Raw genomic sequence first — 24,518 nt, forward strand, 5'->3', positions numbered from 1 at the left:
TACTGTTTTAAAATTAAGGTTCTATATATGTGTGAATAATAAATCTTTTGACTGTCTGACTTTTTTGTAATGTTGGGTATCATCTTCTTCAGCTCGATAACCAATTGCGGCTACAACAGAAGTATTCAATCCTTTATCATTTAAACCTAATAGTTCATTGTATACTTCGGCTTCAAAACCTTCCATAGGGCAGGCATCAATCTTTAGGTTTGCCGCCGCTGAGAGTAAATTTCCTAAGGCCAAATAGGTTTGTCTTGCACTCCAGTTCTCTTTAATGTTGTCCGGGAGATCAAGTAATTTAGATTTCATAAAATCTCCATACCCCTGCAAATTATTTAAATCGATGTCCCTTGTGTTGCTGATATTCGCTAAATAATTATCGATGAGGTCCGAATCAAAGCTCGTATTATTTGCAAAGACAATTAAACAAGACGAGTCTGTGATTTGTGGTTGACCCCATGAGGCCGCTTTTAATTTTTCCCTTAATTCTTTATCCTTGATGATAAACACATGATAGGGCTGAAGTCCATAGGAAGAAGGACTCAAACGAATAGCTTCTAACAAAGCATTTAAATCTGCATCAGATATTTGTTTTTCGCTATTAAATTTTTTTGTTGCGTATCGCCAGTTAAGGCTTTCCAGGTAATCGTTCATAAGTGTAATTAAAATTTGTTGAATAAGTGATTTAATTGTTTCAATTCTAAGTCGGTTAAATTGGCTAACAAATCTTTTTCAGCCTTTTTCATTGCACTATCCATGTCAGATAAAACTTCCAGTCCTTCATCGGTTATAGTAATCTCTACCTTGCGCCGGTTAGAGATACATACAATTCTGTTCGCGTAACCTTTCTTTAAAAGTTTATCCACTAAACGGGTCGTATTACTCATTTTACTGACCATTCTCTCGTTTAGGGTAGACAGATTGGCTGGTTTACCTTGCTGGCCCCTAAGTATGCGCAAAACATTAAATTGTTGAATTGATATTCCATATGGTTTTAGCGCGTGTGAGATATGTTCGGACACTTTATTATGAATCAGCATTAAGTGGATAATAGTCCTGCTTCTTAACGGAATCTTTTTATCGGTTTTTATAATAGCCTCAACATTCATGTACTTACAATATTTGTATATACAAATGTAATAATTCAATTTGCATCTGCCACACCATTACAGATAAAATTTTGTTAAATTTATTATGCCTTATCTAATGTTGCCTAATTTTAGTTGAAAAGCAGTAACCCTAATGATTCGGTCAGTCCTTTTATTATGTATTCTGGTTTTAGCGGGATGTGATTTCAAAGAGCGTGAGAAAGCGACATCTGCAAATTCAGAATTCGTTGAAACCGAACTAGCTCCGGCAGATAGCCTGGGTATCCCTGTCTATAAATTTGATGAATTGGAACCGCTGTTAAATAAAAAGGATGATAAAATTTATATTATAAATTTCTGGGCAACCTGGTGCGCACCCTGCATCAAGGAATTACCCTATTTTGAAAAAATCAACCGGGAAGGGGAGGCCCACAACTGGAAGGTGATTCTGGTTAGTCTTGATATGCCTTCTATGTGGAAGACAAAATTAATTCCTTTTATAAAGAACAAAAACCTTAAAGCGGAAGTCGTGGTTTTAGATGACCCGGATCAGAATAGCTGGATTCCAAAAATAGACAAGGACTGGTCTGGGGCAATTCCGGCGACATTAATCTATAGTCGTAATAAAAGGAAGTTCTATGAACAGACCTTTACTTACGATATGCTGAACAAAGAATTACAAGAATTCCAAAATTAAGTAAGTATGAAATATCTATTAGCCAATTTAGTTTTATTAGCGAGTTTTTTGAGTCACAACGGTACCCTTAAAGAAATTGACAAAGGTTATGGTATAGGGGATTATGCAACCGATTTCAGTCTCCCTGATATTAATGGAAAAAAGGTCTCTCTGGCCGATTTCAAAGATGCAAAAGGGTATTTGGTGATTTTTACTTGCAATACCTGTCCATATTCAATTGCCTATGAAGACAGGATTATTGCTCTGGATAAAAAATATAAGACCAAAGGGGTTCCCGTAATTGCCATAAATCCCAATGACCCCGATTTGCAGCCGGCAGATGATGTTCAGCACATGAAAAAAAGAGCAATGGAGAAAGGGTTCACTTTTCCCTATTTAGTTGATGAAAAACAGGAGATATTTCCGCAATATGGCGCAACTAAAACGCCCCATGTATATTTGCTCGAAAAAACCAAAAATGGAAATGTAGTACGCTATATCGGTACAATTGATGACAACTATTCCGATGCCTCTTCGGTTAAGACCAGGTATGTTGAAAATGCCGTAGATGCCATGTTAAGCGGAGAGGAAATACCATTAACCACTACCCGGGCTATTGGTTGTTCAATAAAATCGCGCAAGTGATAAATGTTTGTGAAAACTAAAGGAGTTTGTACCTTCGCCCAAAAAGAAATTAAAAATAAAAATGGCAGATTTATTACAGGATGAATGGGTTGAGAAACTGGAGAAAGACAACAACGCTTTTATTTTGGATGTAAGAACCCCGGAAGAAGTAGATCAGGGTCAAATTCCGGATGCAATCAATCTAAATATCTATCTGGGGCCAGAATTTTTGGAGGAATTGAAGAAATTAGATAAATCTAAAAATTACTATGTATACTGCAGATCTGGTCAGCGAAGTCGTCAGGCATGTGCCATAATGAATAGTATTGGCATTCCCAATGCCTACAACCTCATGGGGGGTATATTGGAATGGAATGGAGATATAATCTGATTATCTTAAAGTTTTGATGCTGCAACCCACATTCAGTGGGTTTTTTTAGTTTAGGAGCATGCGCGAAGACCTCCTTCATTACATCTGGAAAAATGGAAAAATTCCATTATCCAATCTATATACTTCCAGACGTAAATCACTTCAAATTATATCGCTTGGAATTCATAATCATGATGCAGGACCTGATTTTCTTCACGCAAAATTAGAAATTGACGGACAACTTTGGTTTGGAAATGTAGAAATTCATGTAAAATCTTCGGATTGGTATGTACACCAGCACCATACAGATACCAACTATGACAATGTTATATTACATGTGGTCTGGGAAGCAGATGCCGTGGTATACAGGAAAAACAAGGAAGAAATACCTGCACTTGAACTTATTAATTATATACCCTTGACCATTCTTACCAATTATTATAATCTCTTCGGTTCAAGGAAAGCTAAGTTTATTAATTGTGAGAAGGAGATAAGCCTGACGAATGATTTTAAATTTTCAATTTGGCTGGAACGACTTTACATTGAGAGGCTGGAAGAAAAATCCAATGAAATAAACAGCTTGCTGGTAGAAACAAACAACAATTGGGAAAAAGTACTTTTCTTACTCTTATTGAAAAACTTCGGACTAAAGTTAAACGGCGATGCTTTTTTAAGCCTTGGCAAGGCCATGGAATTTGATATAGTCCGTAAGTTAACCCACAATGTTTTTCAGTTGGAGAGTTTGCTGTTTGGATTATCAGGGCTATTGAATAATGCCTCGTCTACGGATAAGTTTTTAATTCAAATGCAAAGCGAATATTCTTTTTTAAGGAATAAATACAACATTAGAGAGAATAGTGTTCAATGCCCGTCGTTTTTTAGATTACGCCCTGTGAACTTTCCTACTATCCGTTTATCACAACTAGCTAATTTATACGGCAGGCAGCCTCAATTATTTGGTAAAATAATTACGACAAAAGAAGTTGATCACTTTTATGAAATTTTTAGCATATCGGCCGGCACCTATTGGAAAACCCATTATGTATTTGGGAAATTGTCTCCCAAAAGAGAAAATAAGCTAACAAAGAGTTTTATAAATCTTTTGCTTATTAATACGATACTACCGCTGATTTTTTGTTATTCCAAATGGCAGGGCATTGATGTAAGTGCAAAAATAATTTCATTACTGCACAAGCTAAATAGGGAGGACAATAAGATTACCAGAAAATTTAAAAATTTTGGAGTGAGGTGTGGCAACGCTATGAATAGTCAGGCTTTGCTGCAGCTTTACAATTCATATTGTACAAAAAACAGATGTATGGAATGTGTTGTTGGAGATAGTTTATTAAAAGGAAAATAGTATTTTTAAAAAATGAATATTTTCTATCGCCTTTTATATTATTTTCAAAAACGAGGTTTTGAAGTTTGCAGACGGATTGCAGAGAGTCTTGGTATCAGGGCACGTGTGGTAAGAACCACTTTTATCTACCTGACCTTTGTAACTTTGGGCTTTGGTTTCGCATTATACCTGTTTTTAGCATTTTGGCTGAGAATAAAGGATTTGATCTACACCAAGAGGCATTCGGTTTTTGATCTTTAGCTATGATAAGACTCTTTCGCTCCAAAATTTACATTGCAGTTGGGCTGATGTTAACAGTATTGCTGGCAGGTACCCTCGGATATCATTTTATATCCGGATTATCCTGGTTGAATGCCGTTTATATGACTATAATTACGGTTACCACTGTTGGATTTACTGAAGTTGGGCCGATGCAAGCAGAAGGTAAAATATTTACGATTTTTTTAATAATATCCAGTGTCTTTATATTTGCTTATGCCATTTCTGTGATTACAGAATATTTATTCAGCAAAAATCAGTTACAGCTACTTAAAACAAAAAAGGTGAAAAAAATGATTAAAGGTTTATCCAATCATGTTATTGTCTGTGGTTATGGACGTAACGGAATGCAAGCAGTGGAACGTCTTAAGGCATACAAAAAACCTTTTGTTGTCATTGAAAACGACAAAGATATTATAAACAGGTATGAAGAAGATGTCTTATTTGTTGAGGGCGATGCCAATGAGGATGAAACTTTATTATCTGCCGGTTTAAAGGATGCACAATACTTAATAGTTACATTGCCGGATGATGCAGCAAATTTATTTGTTGTGTTATCGGCCAGACAGTTAAATCAAAAATTGTTTATCATTAGCAGAGCCTCTCATGTAACATCCCAAAAAAAATTGAAATTAGCAGGGGCCGACAAGGTTATTATGCCAGATAAAATTGGAGGTGATCATATGGCCTCCCTGGTTGTAATACCAGATTTAATAACATTTATGGACAAATTATCTACCGAGGGAGAAAATACAACCAACCTGGAAGAAGTTGCAATTGAAGATTTTGCAGATCAGATGGAATGCAATTCCTTAAGGGACCTTGATCTGCGGAGGAAAACAGGTTGTACCATCATTGGTTACATAGATCCAGGTGGTAATTACATAATCAACCCTGAAGCCGATTTGCCCCTGGAGCCGAAAAGCAAAGTAATTGTTTTAGGAAGACCGGAACAGATTAAAAAGCTCAATGAAATGTTTCATATTACCTAAACTTCAATAAATAATTATATTTTTTAGTGTTACTAATTTTTAGGATATTGCCGGCCGAACAGTCCAGATAAAACCAAAAAAACTATTATGAAGTACAAACTTCTTTCAATTTTTACCATATTTCTGCCAATGCTGACTTTTGCTCAGGATAAAGGCCTAGACGAAAAAGTAAATGATGCTTTTATGCCAGTAGCAGTTTGGTGGGAGGGTTTTGTTCTTACATCAATTCCTATAGCCGGATATAACTTGCCAATAGTTCTAATGCTATTGATAATTGGTGCCACCTTTTTTACGGTATATTTTAAATTTCCAAATATCACAAAATTTGGTCTGGCTATAAATACCGTGCGCGGTAAGTATGATGAATTAGATCATCACAGCGTAGAGAAAGCAGAATTAAATATTGTTGATGGCGACCTTGTTGATACAATCGGGGACGAAAGCAAAGAAGGTGAAGTAAGTCATTTTCAGGCTTTGGCCACAGCAGTATCAGGTACGGTAGGTCTGGGTAATATTGCCGGAGTAGCCGTAGCCATTGCGCTTGGAGGGCCCGGAGCCACATTTTGGATGATTGTTTGTGGTTTAATCGGGATGTCTACAAAATTTGTAGAATGCACGCTAGGAGTTAAATACAGGGATGTAGGAGCAGACGGAACGGTTTATGGAGGTCCCATGTATTACTTATCAAGAGGTTTAAAACAACAGGGATTTAGCGGATTAGGGAAAGTTTTGGGGATTGTATTTGCCATCCTATGCGTAGGTGCTTCTTTTGGAGGTGGCAACGCATTTCAGTCAAATCAGGCAGCTGTACAACTTACAACAATGTTGAATTTGCAAGGGGGTGCTACCGGAGTAATTATTGGGGTTATCCTTGCATTTCTTGTTGGTATTGTAATCATTGGGGGAATAAAAAAGATTGCCAGTGTAACAGAGAAAATTGTGCCTTTTATGGCCGTAATTTATGTTTTGGCTTCTCTGGTCATAATTTTTGCCAATATTAAATATATAGGTGAAGCATTTGCAATGATATTTAATGGTGCCTTTACTCCAATGGCCGGCTTAGGGGGTATTCTGGGTGTCATTATTGTAGGCTTCCAGAGGGCTGCTTTTTCTAATGAAGCAGGCGCAGGTTCGGCAGCAATAGCGCATTCAGCAGTGAAAACAAAATATCCGGCCAGTGAAGGAGTTGTTGCTCTTTTAGAGCCGTTTATTGATACTGTGGTTATTTGCACCATGACCGCATTGGTAATTATTTTCTTTAATATGGATGCCGGTGCCTTCGAATATGGCAATGCTGTAAATAGCACTGTTTTAATTACTGAAACGGGCAATTATGTTGGAGGCGTTGATTTAACTTCAATGGCTTATGATTCAGTAATTCCCGGATTCAGATATATCCTGACAATTGCAATTATACTCTTTGCATTTTCAACCATGATTTCGTGGTCTTATTACGGCCTTCAATCCTGGAAGTTCCTTTTTGGCCGGGGTAAATATGCAGATGTTGTATACAAGGTGTTATTTTTATTATTTGTTGTAATAGGTGCCGGAGCTACTTTAGATGCTGTTATTAAATTTTCAGATGCTATGATCCTCGCATTGGTTTTTCCGAATATGATAGGCTTACTGTTTTTATTTCCCAGGGTAAAAGAAGAACTCAACAAATATATAATGGATATAAAAGGCATAAGAAAATAAAAAGATTCTTGAAAAATTTAAAATCCCACTTTAAGTTCAATAAACAGGAACGAAGTGGGATTTTCTATTTATTGCTTGTAATTTTCAGTTTACAACTGGTTTATACGATGATCAGTAATGAATTTTTTTATGCCCCGGAGGTTAATTTTGTATTGGACACCAAAGTTCAAAAATTATTGGATTCAATAAAGGCGCAAAGTAAAGCAGATGAATCACCTAAGATATACCCATTCAATCCAAACTTTTTGTCTGATTACAAAGGTTATGCTCTTGGCATGTCTAATGATGAGATAGATAGACTACATCTATTCAGATCTGAAAACAGATGGGTTTCTTCCGCAAATGAATTTCAAAGGGTTACCCTTGTTTCAGATTCCTTACTGCGCAGTATAGAGCCATTATTTTTATTCCCGGAATGGGCTAATCAATCAGAAAACAAAAAAAGAATTAGTCAGGAAAAGTCGGTAGCAGCAAATCCTCACCTAGAAGACTTAAACCAGGCTAAAGCAGAGGAACTTAAGGTCATTTATGGAATCGGCGATAAATTATCTGCAAGGATTATAAAGTTCAGAAACAGGTTGGGCGGCTTTATGGTAAACGAACAACTATATGATGTATATGGTCTGGAGGAAGAAGTTGTTTTAAGAATACTGGAAAAATTTAGTGTTAAGCAGCCACCCGAAATTGAAAAGATCAATATAAACACGGCTACCGGAAAAGAGATGGAAAATCTGATTTATATCAATCAAAGCCTTGCAATTCAAATAGTTAGTTACAGAGATAGTGTGGGGATTATAAGATCTTTTGATGAATTAATAAAAATTGACGATTTCCCGGCAAAAAAGATTGATAGAATTAAATTATATTTGTCGCTCTAAAAAATTGCAATAATGACTACAGATACAGTGCCCATTATTAGTTTTGATTATTCTGAGACGCAACACCATGTAGCCGAGTCTGCAAGGAAATTTGCTGAACAGTATATCAGGCCGCACATCATGGAGTGGGACGAGGCTCAGTTTTTTCCTGCTGATCTTTTAAAAAAGGCCGGGAAATATGGTTTTATGGGCGTATTGGTGCCTCATGATTTAGGTGGAGCGGGTTTGGGCTATCATGAATATATTGCCATCATAGAAGAGATTTCAAAAGTCGATCCATCAATTGGACTTTCTATAGCTGCTCATAATTCATTATGTACGAATCATATTTTATCTTTTGCAAACGATGCGCAAAAACAAAAGTGGATTCCGAAGCTCGCTACTGGCGAGTGGATTGGTGCCTGGGGCCTAACAGAACATAACACGGGTTCAGATGCCGGAGGGATGAGTACAACGGCTGTCAAAGATGGGGATGATTGGATTCTGAACGGGGCAAAGAATTTTATAACTCATGGTATTAGTGGAGATATCGCCGTGGTTATTGCAAGAACAGGAGAGAAAGGTGATAGTCATGGGATGACAGCTTTTGTTATTGAAAAAGGGACATCGGGCTTTTCCAGTGGGAAGAAAGAGGATAAATTAGGCATGCGTGCCAGTGAGACGGCTGAATTAATTATGAATAATTGCCGGATACCTGATTGCCAGAGACTTGGTGAAGTTGGGGACGGCTTTGTACAATCCATGAAAGTTTTAGACGGGGGTCGGATATCAATTGGGGCCTTATCTCTTGGGATAGCCAAAGGCGCCTATGAAGCTGCTGTAAAGTATTCCAAGGAACGTGTGCAATTCGGCAAGCCTATTAGTTCATTTCAGGGAATTTCATTTAAACTGGCGGACATGGCTACAGAAATAGAAGCCTCTGAATTATTAATTCATAAGGCCGCATTTTTGAAAAATGAGGGTCGCCAAATGACTAAAATGAGTGCAATGGCCAAAATGTATGCCTCTGAGGTATGTGTTAAAGTAGCCAATGAAGCTGTTCAAATTCATGGGGGTTATGGATATACCAAGGATTTTCCGGTAGAAAAATTCTACAGGGATTCCAAGCTTTGTACAATAGGAGAAGGTACTACTGAAATACAAAAAGTAGTTATAGCGAAGAATATTTTAAAATAATTTGTTACCATTTAATTTATTCATTCTATATTTGCACTCGAAAATATTTAAAGAAAGGAGGTTGTAGCCTATGTTGATAATACCAGTAAAAGAAGGAGAAAATATAGACAGAGCTTTAAAGCGTTTTAAGCGAAAGTTCGATCGTACGGGTACCATGCGTCAGTTGAGAAAACGCCAGCAGTTTACCAAACCTTCAGTTGAAAGACGACAACAAATACAGAAAGCACAGTATATTCAGGGCCTAAGGGACCAGGAAGAAATATAATACAAAGCTTATAGCATTACATAATCCCGTTGTGATAACTATCACGACGGGATTTTTTTATGAAAATAACTAAAGGTAACTTTGTGATATGTCTTTAGCTGCTTTTATATCCTATCTTACTTATGAGAAGAACTATTCACCTAATACGGTGAAGGCCTATGAAAAAGATATTCAGGGGTTTGCAAACTTTTGTATTAAGGAGTACGATTTAAAGGAAATAGAGCAGGTTGAGTATAATTTAATAAGAGGGTGGGTAGTTCAGATGGTCACTCAGGGTTTATCTAACCGATCTGTAAACCGAAAAATAGCTTCATTAAAAGCTTATTATAAGTTTTTGTTGAAAACTGAGAATATCCGGGTTAATCCTTTGGCTAAGCACAAGGCTCTAAAAACTCCTGCAAAAATTGAAGTACCTTTTTCTGAAAAGGAAATGGAATTGCTTTTACAACAGGTTCATTTTGAAGATGGATTTGAAGGATACAGGGACAGGTTGATCATAGAATTACTTTACACCACAGGAATAAGGCGGGCAGAGCTAATCAATCTCAGATTAAAGGATATCGAGCTGTCTCAAAAAACAATGAAGGTACTGGGAAAGAGAAACAAGGAACGAATTGTTCCGCTCCTGGACCCGACAATAAATTTGTTTAAAATTTATTTGGATGAGAGAATGAAGTTAGAGTCCATTAAGGAAATGGACTTTGTATTTCTTGCCAAATCGGGGGTTAAAATTTATGAAACACTTGTATATAGAATTATTAATGGGTATTTTAGTAAGGTCTCTTCCAAAGTTAAAAAGAGTCCGCATATACTCAGGCATACCTTCGCAACTCACCTTCTCAATAAAGGGGCAGATTTAAACTCGGTGAAGGAATTGTTAGGTCATGCCAGTTTGGCTTCAACTCAGGTTTACACACATAATAGTATAGCCGAATTGAAGAAAGTACATGCGTCTGCTCATCCAAGGAGTAAGAAATAAATTGGGTTATGTTCTTTTCTATTGTTTAATCTAAAACACGCTGCTTATGAAGGTAAATGCGCAAGCTGTCAACTTTAATGCTGACGCCAGGCTTCTAGATTTTGTTCAATCTCGTTTAGACAAACTCGAGCTTTTTTATGACAGGGTTGTCACTTCGGATGTATATTTAAAGGTTGAAAATACCAGCGTTAAGGAAAATAAAATTGTAGAAATCAAACTGTATATTCCAAAGGATAAGTTCGTAGTAAAAAAGCAATGCAAAACTTTTGAAGAAGCGATTGATTCGGCATGCAATTCTCTGGAGAGAAAATTGGTTAAAAAGAAGAAAAAACCAAGGTTCCAGACCTCTTTAAAATTTTTGTAAAATTGTTTTGATTAAAAAAATAATTATCTACATTTGCAGTCCGTTAGAAATAGCGGACTTTTTTATGCTTTAAAAGGCTTTAAAAGGCCGATGTAGCTCAGCTGGCTAGAGCAGCTGATTTGTAATCAGCAGGTCGTGGGTTCGAGTCCCTCCATCGGCTCGTAAGTTCATAAAAACAAGGAGGGGGAGATACTCAAGCGGCCAACGAGGACAGACTGTAAATCTGTTGGTTTTACCTTCGCAGGTTCGAATCCTGCTCTCCCCACAACAGGTTATTGAGAGCAGTTTTATGAAAATGCCCTTGGTATTCCGGGACCGGAAAAAGTTGCAATCTGGAAATAATTGCAGTTTTGAGCTAAAATATTATAGCGGGATTGTTGAAATTTTGAAAATTATAATTGCGGGAGTAGCTCAGTTGGTAGAGCGTCAGCCTTCCAAGCTGAATGTCGCCGGTTCGAACCCGGTCTCCCGCTCAAAGAAATTGAGTTAACGTTTGCTATTATGATCGGGGTTAATTTTAACCTTATTGTCAAAATACAAAACCTGAAGACCCAAAAGCCGACGTAGCTCAGGGGTAGAGCGTTTCCTTGGTAAGGAAGAGGTCACGGGTTCAATTCCCGTCGTTGGCTCAAAATAAGTTAGGCATTAATTATTATACACTAATATAAACTAAGATTAAATTCATTCAAAATGGCAAAGGAAACTTTTGATCGTTCCAAACCGCACTTAAATATTGGTACTATTGGACACGTTGATCACGGTAAAACTACATTAACTGCTGCTATTACATCTGTTTTGGCAAACGCAGGATTATCCGAAATGAGAAGTTTCGATTCAATCGATAACGCTCCGGAAGAAAAGGAACGAGGTATTACAATTAATACTTCTCACGTTGAATACTCAACGGCGAATCGTCACTACGCTCACGTTGATTGTCCTGGTCACGCGGATTATGTTAAGAACATGGTAACAGGTGCAGCGCAAATGGACGGAGCAATTTTGGTGGTTGCAGCTACAGATGGTCCAATGCCTCAAACCAGAGAGCATATCTTATTGGGACGTCAGGTAGGTATTCCCAGAATCGTTGTTTTCCTGAACAAAGTAGACATGGTTGATGATGATGAGCTTTTGGAACTTGTTGAAATGGAAGTGAGAGAACTTCTTTCTTTCTATGAGTACGACGGTGACAATGGTCCTGTTATCTCAGGTTCAGCTTTGGGTGCCTTAAATGGTGAGCAAAAGTGGGTAGATACAGTTATGGAATTAATGACTGCTGTTGATGAATGGATTGAATTGCCAAAAAGAGATGTTGAAAAGGATTTCTTAATGCCTGTTGAAGATGTGTTTACTATTACAGGTAGGGGTACTGTTGCAACAGGACGTATAGAAACAGGAATAGCCAATACAGGAGACCCTGTTGAAATCATTGGTATGGGTGCTGAAAAATTAACCTCTACTATTACCGGGGTTGAGATGTTCCGTAAAATTTTGGACAGAGGAGAAGCAGGTGATAACGTTGGTATTTTATTAAGGGGTATTGAAAAATCTCAAATTAGCAGAGGTATGGTTATTTGTAAGCCAGGTTCTGTTAAGCCGCACGCAAAATTCGAGGCTGAGGTTTATATCCTTAAAAAAGAAGAAGGTGGTCGTCACACTCCATTTCACAATAACTATCGTCCACAATTCTATGTTAGAACAACGGATGTTACAGGAACAATAAGCCTTCCAAGTGGTGTTGAAATGGTAATGCCTGGTGATAACTTAACTATTACTGTAGACCTTATCCAGCCTATCGCTCTAAGCGAAGGACTACGATTTGCTATCCGAGAAGGAGGCAGAACTGTAGGTGCTGGTCAGGTAACTAAGATTTTAGATTAATCACTATATAATTTTTGCACTAAGGGTGTCCCGTTTTGGCGGGATACCTTTCAGTGTAAATATAAACGGGTGTAGCTCAGTTGGTAGAGCACTGGTCTCCAAAACCAGGTGTCGGGAGTTCGAGCCTCTCCTCCCGTGCAGACAAGGAGTTAAGATTGAGGAGATAAGGACCTTAAGTAATGGTCTGGTTAAGTAGCTGAATAATAGAGCTTATAATTGCATTTAAAGGATTAAAATAAGAGGTATGTTAACTTATATAAAGGAGTCCATAGAAGAATTAAGACATAATGTTACATTACCATCGAGGGCAGAATCATCAAACCTCATGGTTATAGTGGCTGTGTTTTCTATATTGTTTGCTTTGGCAACCTGGGGTGTGGATACCGTATTTAGTAAACTTATCCAATTTTATTTTAACGCCTTAATAAATTAAGTTTGAGACCTATGTCTGAAGTATTAGAAAAGAAATGGTATGTAGTAAGAGCAGTCAGTGGTCAGGAGAATAAGATCAAAGGCTATATAGAAAGTGAAGTGGAACGCCATGGATTTGCTGATTATCTGGAAGAAGTATTGGTGCCAACTGAGAAAGTGGTTCAGATAAGAAATGGAAAAAAGATAAACAAAGAGCGGGTTTATTTTCCGGGTTATATAATGATCAAAGCCAATTTGGGTGGAGAAATGATTCATATTATCCGCTCCATAACAAATGTAATTGGCTTTTTAGGTGAGACAAAAGGAGGAGATCCTGTTCCATTGAGAAAGTCTGAAGTAAACCGCATGTTAGGGAAAGTAGACGAATTAGCTGTAAGTACCGACAGTGTTGCAATTCCTTTTGTTATCGGGGAGACTGTTAAGGTCATAGATGGACCATTTAATGGATTTAATGGCACAGTTGAAAAAATTAATGAAGAAAAGAGAAAACTGGAAGTAATGGTGAAAATTTTTGGCAGAAAAACACCATTGGAATTAAGTTACATGCAGGTAGAAAAAGTATAGAAAATTGTTACATATATAAAAGTTGTGTTGCTTCCAAATTATAACACGCTTTAAATTTAATTTTAAACAATGGCAAAAGAAGTAAGTAAAGTAGTTAAACTACAAGTTAGGGGAGGTGTTGCGAATCCGTCGCCACCGGTTGGACCCGCTTTAGGTGCTGCCGGCGTTAACATAATGGAGTTCTGTAAGCAGTTTAATGCTCGTACACAGGACAAACAAGGCAAAATTCTGCCTGTTGTTATCACCGTATATAAGGACAAGTCATTTGATTTTGTTGTTAAAACACCACCGGCGGCAGTGCAACTTTTGGAAGCGGCTAAGATTAAGAAAGGATCTGGCGAACCTAACCGAGTAAAATCAGGGAATGTTTCCTGGGACCAGGTAAAAAGTATTGCAGAGGACAAAATGGTTGACCTCAATGCTTTTACTGTTGAATCCGCAATGTCCATGGTGGCAGGTACTGCCAGATCTATGGGATTGAAAGTTTCAGGAAAAAGACCTTTTTAAAAAATCTTAAAAGCAATTTTTAACATGGCAAAATTAACTAGAAAGCAAAAAGAAGCCTATGCCAAAATAGAGAAAGACAAACTCTATTCAATTGAAGAAGCTTCTGCGCTTGTAAAAGAAATAACCAAAACGAAGTTTGATGCCAGCATCGATCTCGCAGTTAGGTTAGGAGTAGATCCGCGTAAAGCCAATCAAATGGTGCGTGGTGTTGTGACATTGCCTCATGGTACCGGTAAAGATGTAAAGGTCCTTGCTTTGGTAACACCAGATAAAGAAGCCGAAGCGAAAGAAGCCGGAGCAGATTTTGTTGGATTAGATGAGTATTTGGATAAAATAAAGGGCGGTTGGACAGACGTAGATGTAATCATCACAATGCCAAGTGTCATGGGTAAATTAGGGCCTTTAGGACGAGTTTTAGGTCCCAGAGGATTAATGCCCAATCCAAAAACAGGTACAGTAACCATGGATGTGGCTAAGGCAGTATCAGATGTGAAGGCAGGTAAGATAGATTTTAAAGTAGACAAATCGGGTATAGTACACGCGGCCATAGGAAAGGCTTCCTTTTCCGCCGATAAAATAGCCGGTAATGCCCAGGAATTGCTGGATACTTTAAATAAGTTAAAACCGGCTGCTGCAAAAGGTATATATATGAAAAGTATATATATGTCCAGTACAATGAGTCCTAGTCTCCAATTAGATCCAAAAGCAGTATAACTGTAAACGTTTAAAATCATGACAAAAGAAGAAAAAGCAATCGTTATTGAAGATTTGACGGCTCAGTTAGCTGATAATTCGACGATTTATTTGGCAGATATTTCCGGACTGGATGCATTGGCAACCTCAGCATTAAGAAGAGCTTGTTTTAAAGCAAATATAAAATTGTCTGTAGTAAAGAATACTTTACTGGCAAAGGCAATGGAAGCGTCTGAAAAAGAATTCGGAGAGTTGCCTGAAACGTTAAAGGGAAATACTTCTTTAATGTTTTCAGAAACTGGTAACGGGCCGGCTAAGCTTATTAAAAGTTTTAGAAAAAAATCAGACAAACCTTTATTAAAAGGCGCTTTTGTAGAAGAAGCAATTTATGTAGGTGACGAGAATTTGGATACTTTGGTTAATATTAAATCAAAGGAGGAAGTAATAGGCGATATTATTGCTCTGTTACAATCCCCGGCCAAGAATGTTATTTCTGGATTGAAATCCGGAGGTGGAAAACTGGCAGGTATCCTGAAAACATTATCTGAAAAATAACTAATACGCACTAAAAACTAGAATAATTTAAGAATTTCATTAAACGATAGAAAAATGGCAGATTTAAAAGATTTCGCAGAACAATTGGTTAACCTGACTGTAAAAGAAGTAAATGAGTTAGCTGATATATTAAAAGAAGAGTATGGCATAGAGCCCGCTGCTGCTGCTGTTGCAGTTGCTGCAGGTGGCGCCGCCGCAGGAGGTGAAGCCGAGGCCGCTGAAGAAAAAACAGAATTTGATGTTGTTTTAACAGCAGCTGGAGGCTCTAAACTGGCAGTAGTTAAATTGGTAAAAGAATTAACTGGCCTGGGATTAAAAGATGCTAAAGATATCGTTGATAGTGCACCGAAAGCAGTAAAAGAAGGTGTGTCTAAAGACGAAGCTGAAGGAATCAAAAAATCATTGGAAGAAGCTGGAGCAGAAGTTGAGCTTAAATAATAGCAACAACCATACGGTTTTGGTTTAGGTCTTTCCGCCTGTTTGGTGGCTAGACCTAAACCCTTTTATATAATATTTAGTATATGATGTAATATACGACCCAATTTAGATATTCACGTTCAAAATATTGTCCATTGATGTTCACAAAACAGACTGAAAGAGTAAACTTCGCATCCGCTAAGAACATTCCGAACTATCCGGATTTCTTGGACATTCAGATTAAATCATTTCAAGATTTTTTTCAACTTGAAACAAAATCTGACGAAAGGGGCAATGAGGGTTTGTACAACACCTTCATGGAAAACTTTCCAATAACTGACACAAGAAATCAATTTGTACTCGAGTTTCTTGATTACTTTATAGACCCACCCAGGTATTCCATCCAGGAGTGCATAGAAAGAGGCCTTACGTATAGCGTACCTTTAAAAGCGCGCTTAAAACTTTATTGTACCGATCCGGAACACGAAGATTTTGAAACTATTGTTCAGGATGTTTATTTGGGCACTATTCCTTATATGACGCCCAGTGGTACATTCGTTATTAATGGGGCGGAGCGCGTAGTTGTTTCACAATTGCATCGTTCGCCAGGGGTTTTCTTTGGTCAATCTTTCCATGCAAACGGTACTAAATTGTATTCCGCCAGGGTAATTCCATTTAAGGGATCCTGGATAGAATTTGCTACGGATATCAATAGCGTCATGTATGCCTACATTGACAGAAAGAAAAAATTACCGGTCACAACCTTATTCAGAGCAATAGGTTTTGAAAGGGATAAAGATATTCTGGAGATTTTTGACCTCTCCGAAGAAGTAAAAGTTTCAAAAACCGGGTTGAAAAAATACCTGGGACGCAAACTTGCAGCAAGGGTGCTTAATACCTGGCATGAGGATTTTGTTGATGAAGACACAGGGGAAGTTGTTTCTATTGAGAGAAATGAAATAGTACTCGATCGTGATACCGTACTTGAAAAAGAACACATTGATGAAATTATGGAAGCAGATGTCAAAACCATTTTGCTTCACAAAGAGAACAATGCCCAAAGTGATTATGCAATTATTCATAATACTTTGCAAAAAGATCCTACTAATTCCGAAAAGGAAGCCGTTGAACATATTTATCGTCAGCTGCGAAATGCTGAACCGCCAGATGAAGAAACAGCCCGTGGGATAATTGATAAATTGTTTTTCTCTGATCAACGTTATAATCTGGGTGAAGTTGGTCGTTATAGAATGAACAAAAAACTTGGTCTGGACATTGGTATGGACAAGCAGGTTCTTACCAAGGAAGATATCATTACTATTATCAAGTATTTGATTGAACTTATCAATTCGAAAGCAGAAATTGATGATATAGACCACCTTTCCAACAGGCGTGTGAGAACTGTAGGGGAGCAATTGTCATCGCAATTTGGTGTTGGTTTGGCCCGAATGGCACGAACTATCCGTGAAAGGATGAACGTAAGAGACAATGAGGTATTTACGCCAATTGACCTTATAAATGCCAAAACCTTGTCTTCTGTGATAAATTCATTCTTTGGAACAAACCAGCTATCGCAGTTCATGGATCAGACGAATCCTCTTGCCGAAATTACGCACAAGAGAAGATTATCTGCACTTGGACCAGGGGGACTTTCCAGAGAACGTGCTGGATTTGAAGTCCGTGACGTACATTACACACATTACGGAAGGCTTTGTCCGATTGAAACTCCGGAAGGCCCGAATATTGGACTTATTTCATCTCTCGCAGTATTTGCCAAAGTAAACCCAATGGGATTCTTGGAAACACCATATCGCAAGGTTGATAATGGAAAAGTAGACACAAAAGATTTTGTATACCTGAGTGCGGAAGAAGAAGAAGGCATGAAAATATCTCAGGCCAATATTCCACTCAAGGATAACGGGGCAATAGATCAGGAAAAAGTTATTGCACGGGAAGAAGGAGATTTTCCGGTTGTTGATCCCAAAGAAGTCAATTATACAGACGTTGCACCTAACCAGATTGCATCTATATCGGCTTCATTAATTCCATTCCTTGAACATGATGATGCAAACAGGGCTTTGATGGGTTCTAACATGATGCGCCAGGCTGTTCCTTTATTGAAGCCACAATCTCCTATTGTGGGTACAGGATTGGAAAGACAAGTTGCATCAGACTCAAGAGTTCTTATAAATGCAGAAGGCGATGGAGTGATTGAATATGTAGATTCTAAAAAGATCACTATTAATTACAAACGCAGCGAGAATGAGAAACTGGTAAGTTTTGAAGAAGATTCCAAGACTTATGAATTGGTTAAATTCAGAAAAACCAACCAGGGTACCAGCATTAATCTTAAACCAATTGTTCAAAAGGGCGATAAGGTTAAAAAAGGACAGGTACTTTGCGAGGGATATGCTACAGAAGGCGGTGAATTGGCCTTGGGTAGAAACCTTAAAGTTGCTTTTATGCCTTGGAAAGGGTATAACTTTGAAGATGCAATTGTAATTTCTGAAAAAGTTGTCCGCGAGGATATCTTTACTTCAATACACATAGATGAATATGCTCTTGAAGTTAGAGATACAAAGTTAGGAGCGGAAGAACTAACCAATGATATTCCTAATGTTTCTGAAGAGGCTACCAAAGACCTTGATGAATATGGGATGATACGAATAGGTGCGGAAGTAAAACCAGGGGATATTCTTATTGGTAAGATTACACCAAAAGGCGAATCGGATCCCACTCCGGAAGAAAAACTGCTTCGCGCAATTTTTGGAGATAAAGCAGGGGATGTAAAAGATGCATCTTTAAAAGCTTCACCTTCATTACGCGGAGTTGTTATTGATAAAAAGTTGTTCTCCCGATCTATTAAAGATAAGCGCAAACGTTCTGAAGACAAGGAAGCAATTTCTAGCCTGGAACTGGAATATGAAGTGAAATTCCAGGAACTTAAAGATATCCTGGTAGAGAAATTGTTTAAACTTATCAATGGGAAAACTTCTCAGGGAGTATTAAATGATCTTGGTGAAGAGGTTTTACCAAAGGGTAAAAAGTATACCATGAAGATGCTTAATTCAGTAGATGATTTTGCCCACCTTGTAGGGGGCAGCTGGACTACGGATAAGAGCACAAATGTTTTGGTAGCCGACCTGCTTCACAACTATAAGATTAAGTTGAACGATCTTCAGGGTAACCTTAGAAGAGATAAGTTTACCATATCTGTTGGAGATGAATTACCAGCAGGTATTATGAAGCTTGCCAAAGTTTATATCGCTAAAAAACGTAAACTTAAGGTAGGAGATAAAATGGCCGGGCGTCATGGTAACAAAGGTATTGTTGCCCGTATTGTAAGACATGAAGATATGCCGTTCCTGGAAGATGGAACCCCTGTAGATATTGTATTGAATCCATTAGGTGTACCATCCCGTATGAATATTGGTCAGATTTATGAAACCGTTCTTGGATGGGCAGGTCAAAATCTTGGTAAGAAATTTGCCACCCCAATTTTTGATGGTGCGACTCTTGATGAGATTAACGAATTTACAGATGAAGCCGGGATTCCAAGATTTGGCCATACGTATCTCTATGACGGAGGAACTGGCCAACGCTTCGACCAGGCCGCAACGGTAGGTATAATCTATATGTTAAAATTAGGACATATGGTGGATGACAAAATGCATGCACGTTCCATTGGACCATACTCGTTGATTACACAGCAGCCTTTAGGAGGTAAAGCACAATTTGGTGGACAACGTTTCGGAGAAATGGAGGTTTGGGCCCTGGAGGCATATGGCGCATCTGCTACCCTTCGTGAGATTTTGACTGTAAAATCTGATGACGTGATTGGACGAGCCAAAACCTACGAATCAATTGTAAAAGGCGAAACCATGCCTGAACCTGGCTTGCCAGAATCTTTCAATGTTTTAATGCACGAACTTAAGGGATTAGGTTTGGATATTAGGCTTGAAGAATAATAGTTTTTTTAGATATAATAAATTTACCATCACCATATTATAATGGCTAGAATAAAAGATAATACCGCAATAAAAAGGTTTGATAAAATTTCAATTGGATTGGCTTCTCCTGAATCAATTTTAGGAGAATCCCGTGGTGAGGTTTTAAAACCCGAAACTATTAATTATAGAACTCATAAACCAGAACGCGATGGATTGTTCTGCGAACGTATTTTTGGTCCGGTAAAGGATTATGAATGTGCTTGTGGAAAATACAAGCGTATCCGATACAGAGGAATTGTTTGCGACAGATGTGGCGTTGAAGTAACGGAAAAGAAAGTTCGTCGCGACAGGGTAGGGCATATAAACTTAGTAGTACCTGTTGCGCATATTTGGTACTTCCGTTCCCTTCCAAACAAAATTGGATATCTCCTTGGATTGCCTTCCAAGAAGCTGGATATGATAATTTATTATGAGCGTTATGTGGTAATTCAACCCGGCATTGCTCAGGGACCTGATGGAGAGGAAATTCAAAAATTAGATTTTCTTACAGAAGAAGAGTATTTAAATATCCTTGATTCTATTCCACCGGAAAATCAGTATTTGGAAGATTCAGATCCGAATAAATTTATTGCCAAAATGGGAGCAGAATGCCTTATTGATCTCCTGGCACGAATTGATTTGAAACAATTATCCTATGATTTAAGACATAAAGCCAATACCGAGACTTCAAAACAACGTAAAACGGAAGCCTTAAAAAGACTTCAGGTGGTTGAAGCACTCAGAGAATCTCAGGATAACAGAGATAACAAACCCGAATGGATGATCATGAAGGTAATTCCGGTTATCCCGCCGGAGCTACGTCCATTGGTTCCCCTGGATGGTGGCAGGTTTGCGACTTCTGATTTGAATGACCTGTACAGGCGTGTAATTATAAGGAATAATCGTTTAAAGCGATTAATGGAAATTAAAGCACCTGAAGTTATCCTAAGAAATGAGAAACGAATGCTTCAGGAATCGGTTGATTCTCTTTTTGATAATACACGTAAAGCGTCAGCAGTAAAAACTGAATCTAACAGACCTTTAAAATCGCTTTCGGATTCCTTAAAAGGAAAACAAGGGCGTTTTCGTCAAAACTTATTGGGTAAAAGGGTAGATTATTCTGCTCGTTCCGTGATTGTTGTTGGACCGGAAATGAACTTGTACGAATGCGGGCTGCCAAAAGATATGGCTGCTGAACTATACAAACCTTTTGTAATCAGAAAGTTGATCGAAAGAGGTATTGTTAAAACTGTGAAATCAGCCAAAAAGATAATTGATAAAAAGGAACCGGTAGTTTGGGACATTTTAGAAAACGTCCTAAAAGGACATCCAGTCTTGCTTAACAGGGCTCCTACATTACACAGATTAGGCATACAGGCGTTTCAACCCAAACTGATTGAAGGGAAGGCAATTCGTTTACACCCTCTTGTTTGTACGGCGTTTAATGCGGATTTTGATGGGGATCAGATGGCGGTGCATCTGCCTTTGGGTCCTGAAGCTATATTGGAATCACAACTTTTAATGCTGGCTTCTCACAATATATTAAATCCTGCAAATGGATCACCTATTACCGTGCCTTCACAGGATATGGTCCTGGGGTTATATTATATGACCAAAGAACGCAAATCTACGAAGGAAGTACCCGTTAAGGGAGAAGGCCTTACTTTTTACTCCTATGAAGAAGTAGTAATTGCATTCAATGAAGGAAAAGTAGAGCTGAATGCCGGAATTAAGGTTAGAGCTAAAGATTTCAACGAGGAAGGAGAATTAGTAAATCAGATTATCCCAACTACAGTTGGTAGAGTACTTTTTAATAGGGTTGTTCCGGAAGAAGCGGGATATATTAATGATGTACTCAACAAGAAATCTTTACGAGATATTATCGGAAAGATTCTTGCGGTAACGGATGTGCCCACAACAGCTTCTTTCCTTGATTTGATAAAGACCATGGGTTATGAATTTGCCTTTAAAGGAGGATTGTCATTTAGCCTTGGAGATATTATAATTCCGCAGGAAAAGCACGACATGATTGCAGATGCCAATGAACAGGTAGATGCTATCATGATGAATTATAATATGGGCCTTATCACCAATAATGAACGTTACAATCAGGTAATTGATGTCTGGACTTCAACAAATGCCATGTTAACAGAGTTGGCAATGAAGCGAATCCGGGAAGATCAACAAGGATTTAACTCGGTTTATATGATGTTGGATTCTGGTGCCAGGGGATCAAAAGAACAGATTAGACAGTTAACCGGAATGCGTGGATTAATGGCTAAGCCTAAGAAATCTACTGCAGGTGGGGGTGAGATTATAGAAAACCCGATTCTTTCCAACTTTAAAGAGGGATTATCTATTTTGGAATACTTTATCTCTACACACGGTGCTCGTAAAGGACTTGCGGATACAGCTCTTAAAACAGCCGATGCAGGATATCTTACCAGGCGACTGGTTGACGTTTCGCAGGACGTTATAGTGAATATTGAGGATTGCGGAACGCTTAGAGGAATTGAGGTTCAATCTTTAAAGAAAAATGAAGAAGTCGTTGAAACTCTCGGAGAACGCATATTAGGCAGAGTTTCTTTACATGACGTGTATAACCCTTTGACTGAAGAACAATTATTGACAGCAGGACAGCAGATAATGGAAAGCGATGTCAGGAAAATTGAGGCTTCGCCAATAGATAAAGTAGAAGTTCGTTCTGCACTTACTTGTGAAGCTGAAAAGGGAATATGTGCCAAATGTTATGGAAGAAACCTTTCTACCAATAAAATGGTACAACGCGGTGAAGCAGTTGGCGTCGTGGCAGCGCAGTCTATTGGAGAGCCCGGAACGCAGCTTACATTGCGTACATTCCACGTTGGAGGTATAGCAGGTAACATTTCAGAGGAGAGTAAACTTGTAGCAAAATTTGATGGCGTTGCAGAAATTGAAGATTTGCGAATCGTCAAAGGTGAGAATGCCGAAGGTAAAGTTGCGGATATAGTAATTTCAAGAACTTCAGAGATCAAAGTTGTTGATGCCAAGACCGGAATTACACTTAGTACAAACAATATACCTTATGGTTCTCAAATCTTTGTAAAGAATGGCAGTAAGATTTCTAAGGAGGATATCATATGTCAGTGGGATCCTTACAACGGAGTCATAGTTTCAGAATTTCCCGGTAAGATTGCCTATGAGAATATTGAGCAGGGAATTACGTATCAGGTAGAGATTGATGAACAAACAGGTTTCCAGGAGAAGGTAATTTCTGAATCCAGAAATAAAAAGTTGATTCCTACCTTATTGATAAAAAATGCCAAGGATGAAGTTTTGCGTTCTTATAACCTTCCGGTTGGCTCCCACTTAATGGTGGATGACAACGATAAGATTAAAGAAGGCAAAATTTTGGTGAAAATTCCTCGTAAATCAGCCAAAGCTGGTGATATCACAGGAGGTTTGCCAAGGGTAACCGAACTTTTTGAAGCTCGTAACCCTTCTAATCCTGCAGTTGTAACAGAAATAGACGGAGTTGTTTCTTTTGGTAAGATCAAAAGAGGAAACAGAGAGATTATCATTGAATCCAAGCTTGGTGAGATTAAGAAATATTTGGTAAAACTTTCCAACCAGATATTAGTTCAGGAAAACGACTATGTGAGGGCTGGTATGCCCTTATCCGATGGTTCAATAACACCTGAAGATATTCTTGCCATTAAAGGACCGTCTGCGGTACAACAGTATCTTGTAAATGAAGTACAGGAAGTTTACCGTCTTCAGGGTGTTAAGATTAATGATAAGCATTTTGAAGTTGTTGTTCGCCAGATGATGCGAAAAGTTCGAATTCAGGATTCCGGAGATACCACTTTCCTTGAAAATCAGTTGGTTCACAAAGATGACTTTATCAAAGAAAATGATGAAATTTTTGGTAAGAAAGTAGTTGAGGATGCAGGGGAATCAGAAAACCTTAAGGCAGGCCAGATTATAACCGCTCGCGAACTGAGAGATGAGAATTCAATCTTAAAGCGTGCAGATAAGACTTTGGTTACCGCCAGGGATGCAGTCTCAGCAACAGCTACACCAATTTTGCAGGGGATTACCCGGGCATCATTACAGACCAAATCGTTTATTTCCGCGGCATCGTTCCAGGAAACAACAAAGGTTTTAAATGAAGCTGCAGTAAGCGGTAAAATAGATTATCTGGAAGGATTGAAAGAAAATGTCATTGTAGGCCATAAAATTCCAGCCGGTACCGGTATGAGGGATTATGAAAATATCATCGTAGGTTCAAAAGAGGAATACGATGAAATAATGGCACGCAAAGAAGAATTGAAGTTTTAAAATCATTAACCCTCAATTTTCTAATTGAGGGTTTTTGTTTATGATATTGATTATTTTTTGAAGTGAATAATGGAAGAAAAAAGCAAGAAACAACAACAGATAAATATTGAGCTGGATGAAAAAATAGCTGAAGGAATCTATTCGAATTTGGCTATAATCAATCACTCGGTTTCAGAATTTGTTGTAGATTTTATAAGTATGATGCCCGGGGCACCAAAGGCAAAGGTGAAGAGCAGGATTGTGCTGACTCCGCAGCACGCCAAGAAATTTTTAAAGGCCCTGAATGACAATGTAAGTCGTTTTGAAAAGGCTCACGGTGCTATTAAAGATTACGAACAACCTCCGATTCCATTGAATTTTGGACCAACCGGAGAGGCTTAATCAAAAACCCCTGAATTATATAATTCAGGGGTTTTTGATTTTTAGTGATAAGCG

At 38.2% G+C, this 24,518-nt stretch carries 24 protein-coding genes and 5 tRNA genes; 27 read left to right on the forward strand and 2 right to left on the reverse strand.

The features are described from left to right. Positions 1-21 precede the first annotated feature (21 nt). On the reverse strand, positions 22-654 hold the full coding sequence (locus G504_RS0116890; protein WP_019671383.1) for an NAD(P)H-dependent oxidoreductase: 633 nt from the start codon (positions 652-654) through the stop codon (positions 22-24). 8 nt (positions 655-662) lie between these two features. Further along, the gene (locus G504_RS0116895; RefSeq protein ID WP_019671384.1) at positions 663-1,109 is read right to left on the reverse strand and encodes a MarR family winged helix-turn-helix transcriptional regulator; all 447 of its coding nucleotides are present in this window, start codon (positions 1,107-1,109) and stop codon (positions 663-665) included. 133 nt (positions 1,110-1,242) lie between these two features. Between G504_RS0116895 and G504_RS0116900 the strand changes: the two genes are divergently transcribed. The 27 genes from G504_RS0116900 (at position 1,243) to G504_RS0117030 (ending at position 24,464) form a co-directional block, all read left to right on the forward strand. After that, positions 1,243-1,785, forward strand: a complete 543-nt coding sequence (locus G504_RS0116900) for a TlpA disulfide reductase family protein (RefSeq protein ID WP_019671385.1) — start codon at positions 1,243-1,245, stop codon at positions 1,783-1,785. A 6-nt stretch (positions 1,786-1,791) separates the two neighbouring features. Next, positions 1,792-2,409 carry a thioredoxin family protein gene (locus tag G504_RS0116905; protein WP_019671386.1) on the forward strand — a complete coding sequence of 206 codons (618 nt, stop codon included), beginning with the start codon at positions 1,792-1,794 and terminating at the stop codon, positions 2,407-2,409. A 61-nt stretch (positions 2,410-2,470) separates the two neighbouring features. Beyond that, on the forward strand, positions 2,471-2,779 hold the full coding sequence (locus tag G504_RS0116910; protein WP_019671387.1) for a rhodanese-like domain-containing protein: 309 nt from the start codon (positions 2,471-2,473) through the stop codon (positions 2,777-2,779). Between the two features lie 58 nt (positions 2,780-2,837). Further along, a complete protein-coding gene (locus G504_RS0116915) occupies positions 2,838-4,118 on the forward strand; it encodes a DUF2851 family protein (RefSeq protein WP_019671388.1) in 1,281 nt (426 codons plus the stop codon). Between the two features lie 12 nt (positions 4,119-4,130). Further along, positions 4,131-4,358 (forward strand): PspC domain-containing protein, encoded by a 228-nt coding sequence (locus tag G504_RS0116920; RefSeq protein WP_019671389.1) that lies wholly within the window; start codon positions 4,131-4,133, stop codon positions 4,356-4,358. A gap of 2 nt (positions 4,359-4,360) precedes the next feature. Beyond that, positions 4,361-5,368 carry a potassium channel family protein gene (locus tag G504_RS0116925; RefSeq protein WP_019671390.1) on the forward strand — a complete coding sequence of 336 codons (1,008 nt, stop codon included), beginning with the start codon at positions 4,361-4,363 and terminating at the stop codon, positions 5,366-5,368. A gap of 87 nt (positions 5,369-5,455) precedes the next feature. Beyond that, positions 5,456-7,066, forward strand: coding sequence for an alanine/glycine:cation symporter family protein (locus G504_RS0116930; RefSeq protein WP_026348655.1), 1,611 nt, complete (start codon positions 5,456-5,458; stop codon positions 7,064-7,066). Between the two features lie 8 nt (positions 7,067-7,074). Further along, complete coding sequence (locus G504_RS0116935) at positions 7,075-7,944, forward strand: ComEA family DNA-binding protein (protein WP_026348656.1); 870 nt, start codon at positions 7,075-7,077, stop codon at positions 7,942-7,944. 36 nt (positions 7,945-7,980) lie between these two features. Beyond that, the gene (locus G504_RS0116940; protein ID WP_026348657.1) at positions 7,981-9,120 is read left to right on the forward strand and encodes an acyl-CoA dehydrogenase family protein; all 1,140 of its coding nucleotides are present in this window, start codon (positions 7,981-7,983) and stop codon (positions 9,118-9,120) included. Positions 9,121-9,190: 70 nt separating this feature from the next. Beyond that, entirely contained in the window at positions 9,191-9,385 is a 195-nt protein-coding gene (gene rpsU, locus G504_RS0116945; RefSeq protein ID WP_019671394.1) for a 30S ribosomal protein S21, read from the forward strand. An 88-nt stretch (positions 9,386-9,473) separates the two neighbouring features. Next, positions 9,474-10,364, forward strand: a complete 891-nt coding sequence (locus G504_RS0116950; protein WP_019671395.1) for a tyrosine-type recombinase/integrase — start codon at positions 9,474-9,476, stop codon at positions 10,362-10,364. Between the two features lie 46 nt (positions 10,365-10,410). Then, a complete protein-coding gene (hpf, locus tag G504_RS0116955) occupies positions 10,411-10,728 on the forward strand; it encodes a ribosome hibernation-promoting factor, HPF/YfiA family (protein ID WP_019671396.1) in 318 nt (105 codons plus the stop codon). An 86-nt stretch (positions 10,729-10,814) separates the two neighbouring features. Continuing rightward, positions 10,815-10,888 (forward strand) — tRNA-Thr (locus G504_RS0116960). Positions 10,889-10,911: 23 nt separating this feature from the next. Then, positions 10,912-10,993, forward strand: a tRNA-Tyr gene (locus G504_RS0116965). Positions 10,994-11,128: 135 nt separating this feature from the next. Further along, positions 11,129-11,201: transfer RNA gene (locus G504_RS0116970), tRNA-Gly, on the forward strand. Positions 11,202-11,285: 84 nt separating this feature from the next. Further along, positions 11,286-11,357 (forward strand) — tRNA-Thr (locus G504_RS0116975). A gap of 61 nt (positions 11,358-11,418) precedes the next feature. Then, a complete protein-coding gene (gene tuf, locus G504_RS0116980) occupies positions 11,419-12,606 on the forward strand; it encodes an elongation factor Tu (protein ID WP_019671397.1) in 1,188 nt (395 codons plus the stop codon). A 65-nt stretch (positions 12,607-12,671) separates the two neighbouring features. After that, a tRNA-Trp gene (locus G504_RS0116985) sits at positions 12,672-12,744 on the forward strand. Positions 12,745-12,850: 106 nt separating this feature from the next. After that, a complete protein-coding gene (gene secE, locus G504_RS0116990) occupies positions 12,851-13,039 on the forward strand; it encodes a preprotein translocase subunit SecE (RefSeq protein ID WP_019671398.1) in 189 nt (62 codons plus the stop codon). 11 nt (positions 13,040-13,050) lie between these two features. Further along, on the forward strand, positions 13,051-13,602 hold the full coding sequence (gene nusG, locus G504_RS0116995) for a transcription termination/antitermination protein NusG (RefSeq protein WP_019671399.1): 552 nt from the start codon (positions 13,051-13,053) through the stop codon (positions 13,600-13,602). A 69-nt stretch (positions 13,603-13,671) separates the two neighbouring features. Further along, complete coding sequence (rplK, locus tag G504_RS0117000; protein ID WP_019671400.1) at positions 13,672-14,109, forward strand: 50S ribosomal protein L11; 438 nt, start codon at positions 13,672-13,674, stop codon at positions 14,107-14,109. 24 nt (positions 14,110-14,133) lie between these two features. Then, positions 14,134-14,823: a 50S ribosomal protein L1 gene (gene rplA, locus G504_RS0117005; protein WP_019671401.1), complete on the forward strand. Its 690-nt coding sequence runs from the start codon at positions 14,134-14,136 to the stop codon at positions 14,821-14,823. Positions 14,824-14,841: 18 nt separating this feature from the next. Then, positions 14,842-15,357: a 50S ribosomal protein L10 gene (gene rplJ / locus G504_RS0117010; RefSeq protein ID WP_019671402.1), complete on the forward strand. Its 516-nt coding sequence runs from the start codon at positions 14,842-14,844 to the stop codon at positions 15,355-15,357. Between the two features lie 54 nt (positions 15,358-15,411). Then, on the forward strand, positions 15,412-15,795 hold the full coding sequence (gene rplL, locus G504_RS0117015) for a 50S ribosomal protein L7/L12 (protein ID WP_019671403.1): 384 nt from the start codon (positions 15,412-15,414) through the stop codon (positions 15,793-15,795). A gap of 137 nt (positions 15,796-15,932) precedes the next feature. Further along, positions 15,933-19,742: a DNA-directed RNA polymerase subunit beta gene (gene rpoB, locus G504_RS0117020; RefSeq protein WP_019671404.1), complete on the forward strand. Its 3,810-nt coding sequence runs from the start codon at positions 15,933-15,935 to the stop codon at positions 19,740-19,742. Between the two features lie 42 nt (positions 19,743-19,784). Further along, entirely contained in the window at positions 19,785-24,083 is a 4,299-nt protein-coding gene (gene rpoC / locus G504_RS0117025) for a DNA-directed RNA polymerase subunit beta' (protein ID WP_019671405.1), read from the forward strand. 69 nt (positions 24,084-24,152) lie between these two features. Further along, positions 24,153-24,464: a DUF3467 domain-containing protein gene (locus G504_RS0117030; protein WP_019671406.1), complete on the forward strand. Its 312-nt coding sequence runs from the start codon at positions 24,153-24,155 to the stop codon at positions 24,462-24,464. Positions 24,465-24,518 lie beyond the last annotated feature (54 nt).

It is taken from the genome of Eudoraea adriatica DSM 19308 (assembly GCF_000382125.1).
Classification (GTDB): Bacteria; Bacteroidota; Bacteroidia; order Flavobacteriales; family Flavobacteriaceae; genus Eudoraea; species Eudoraea adriatica.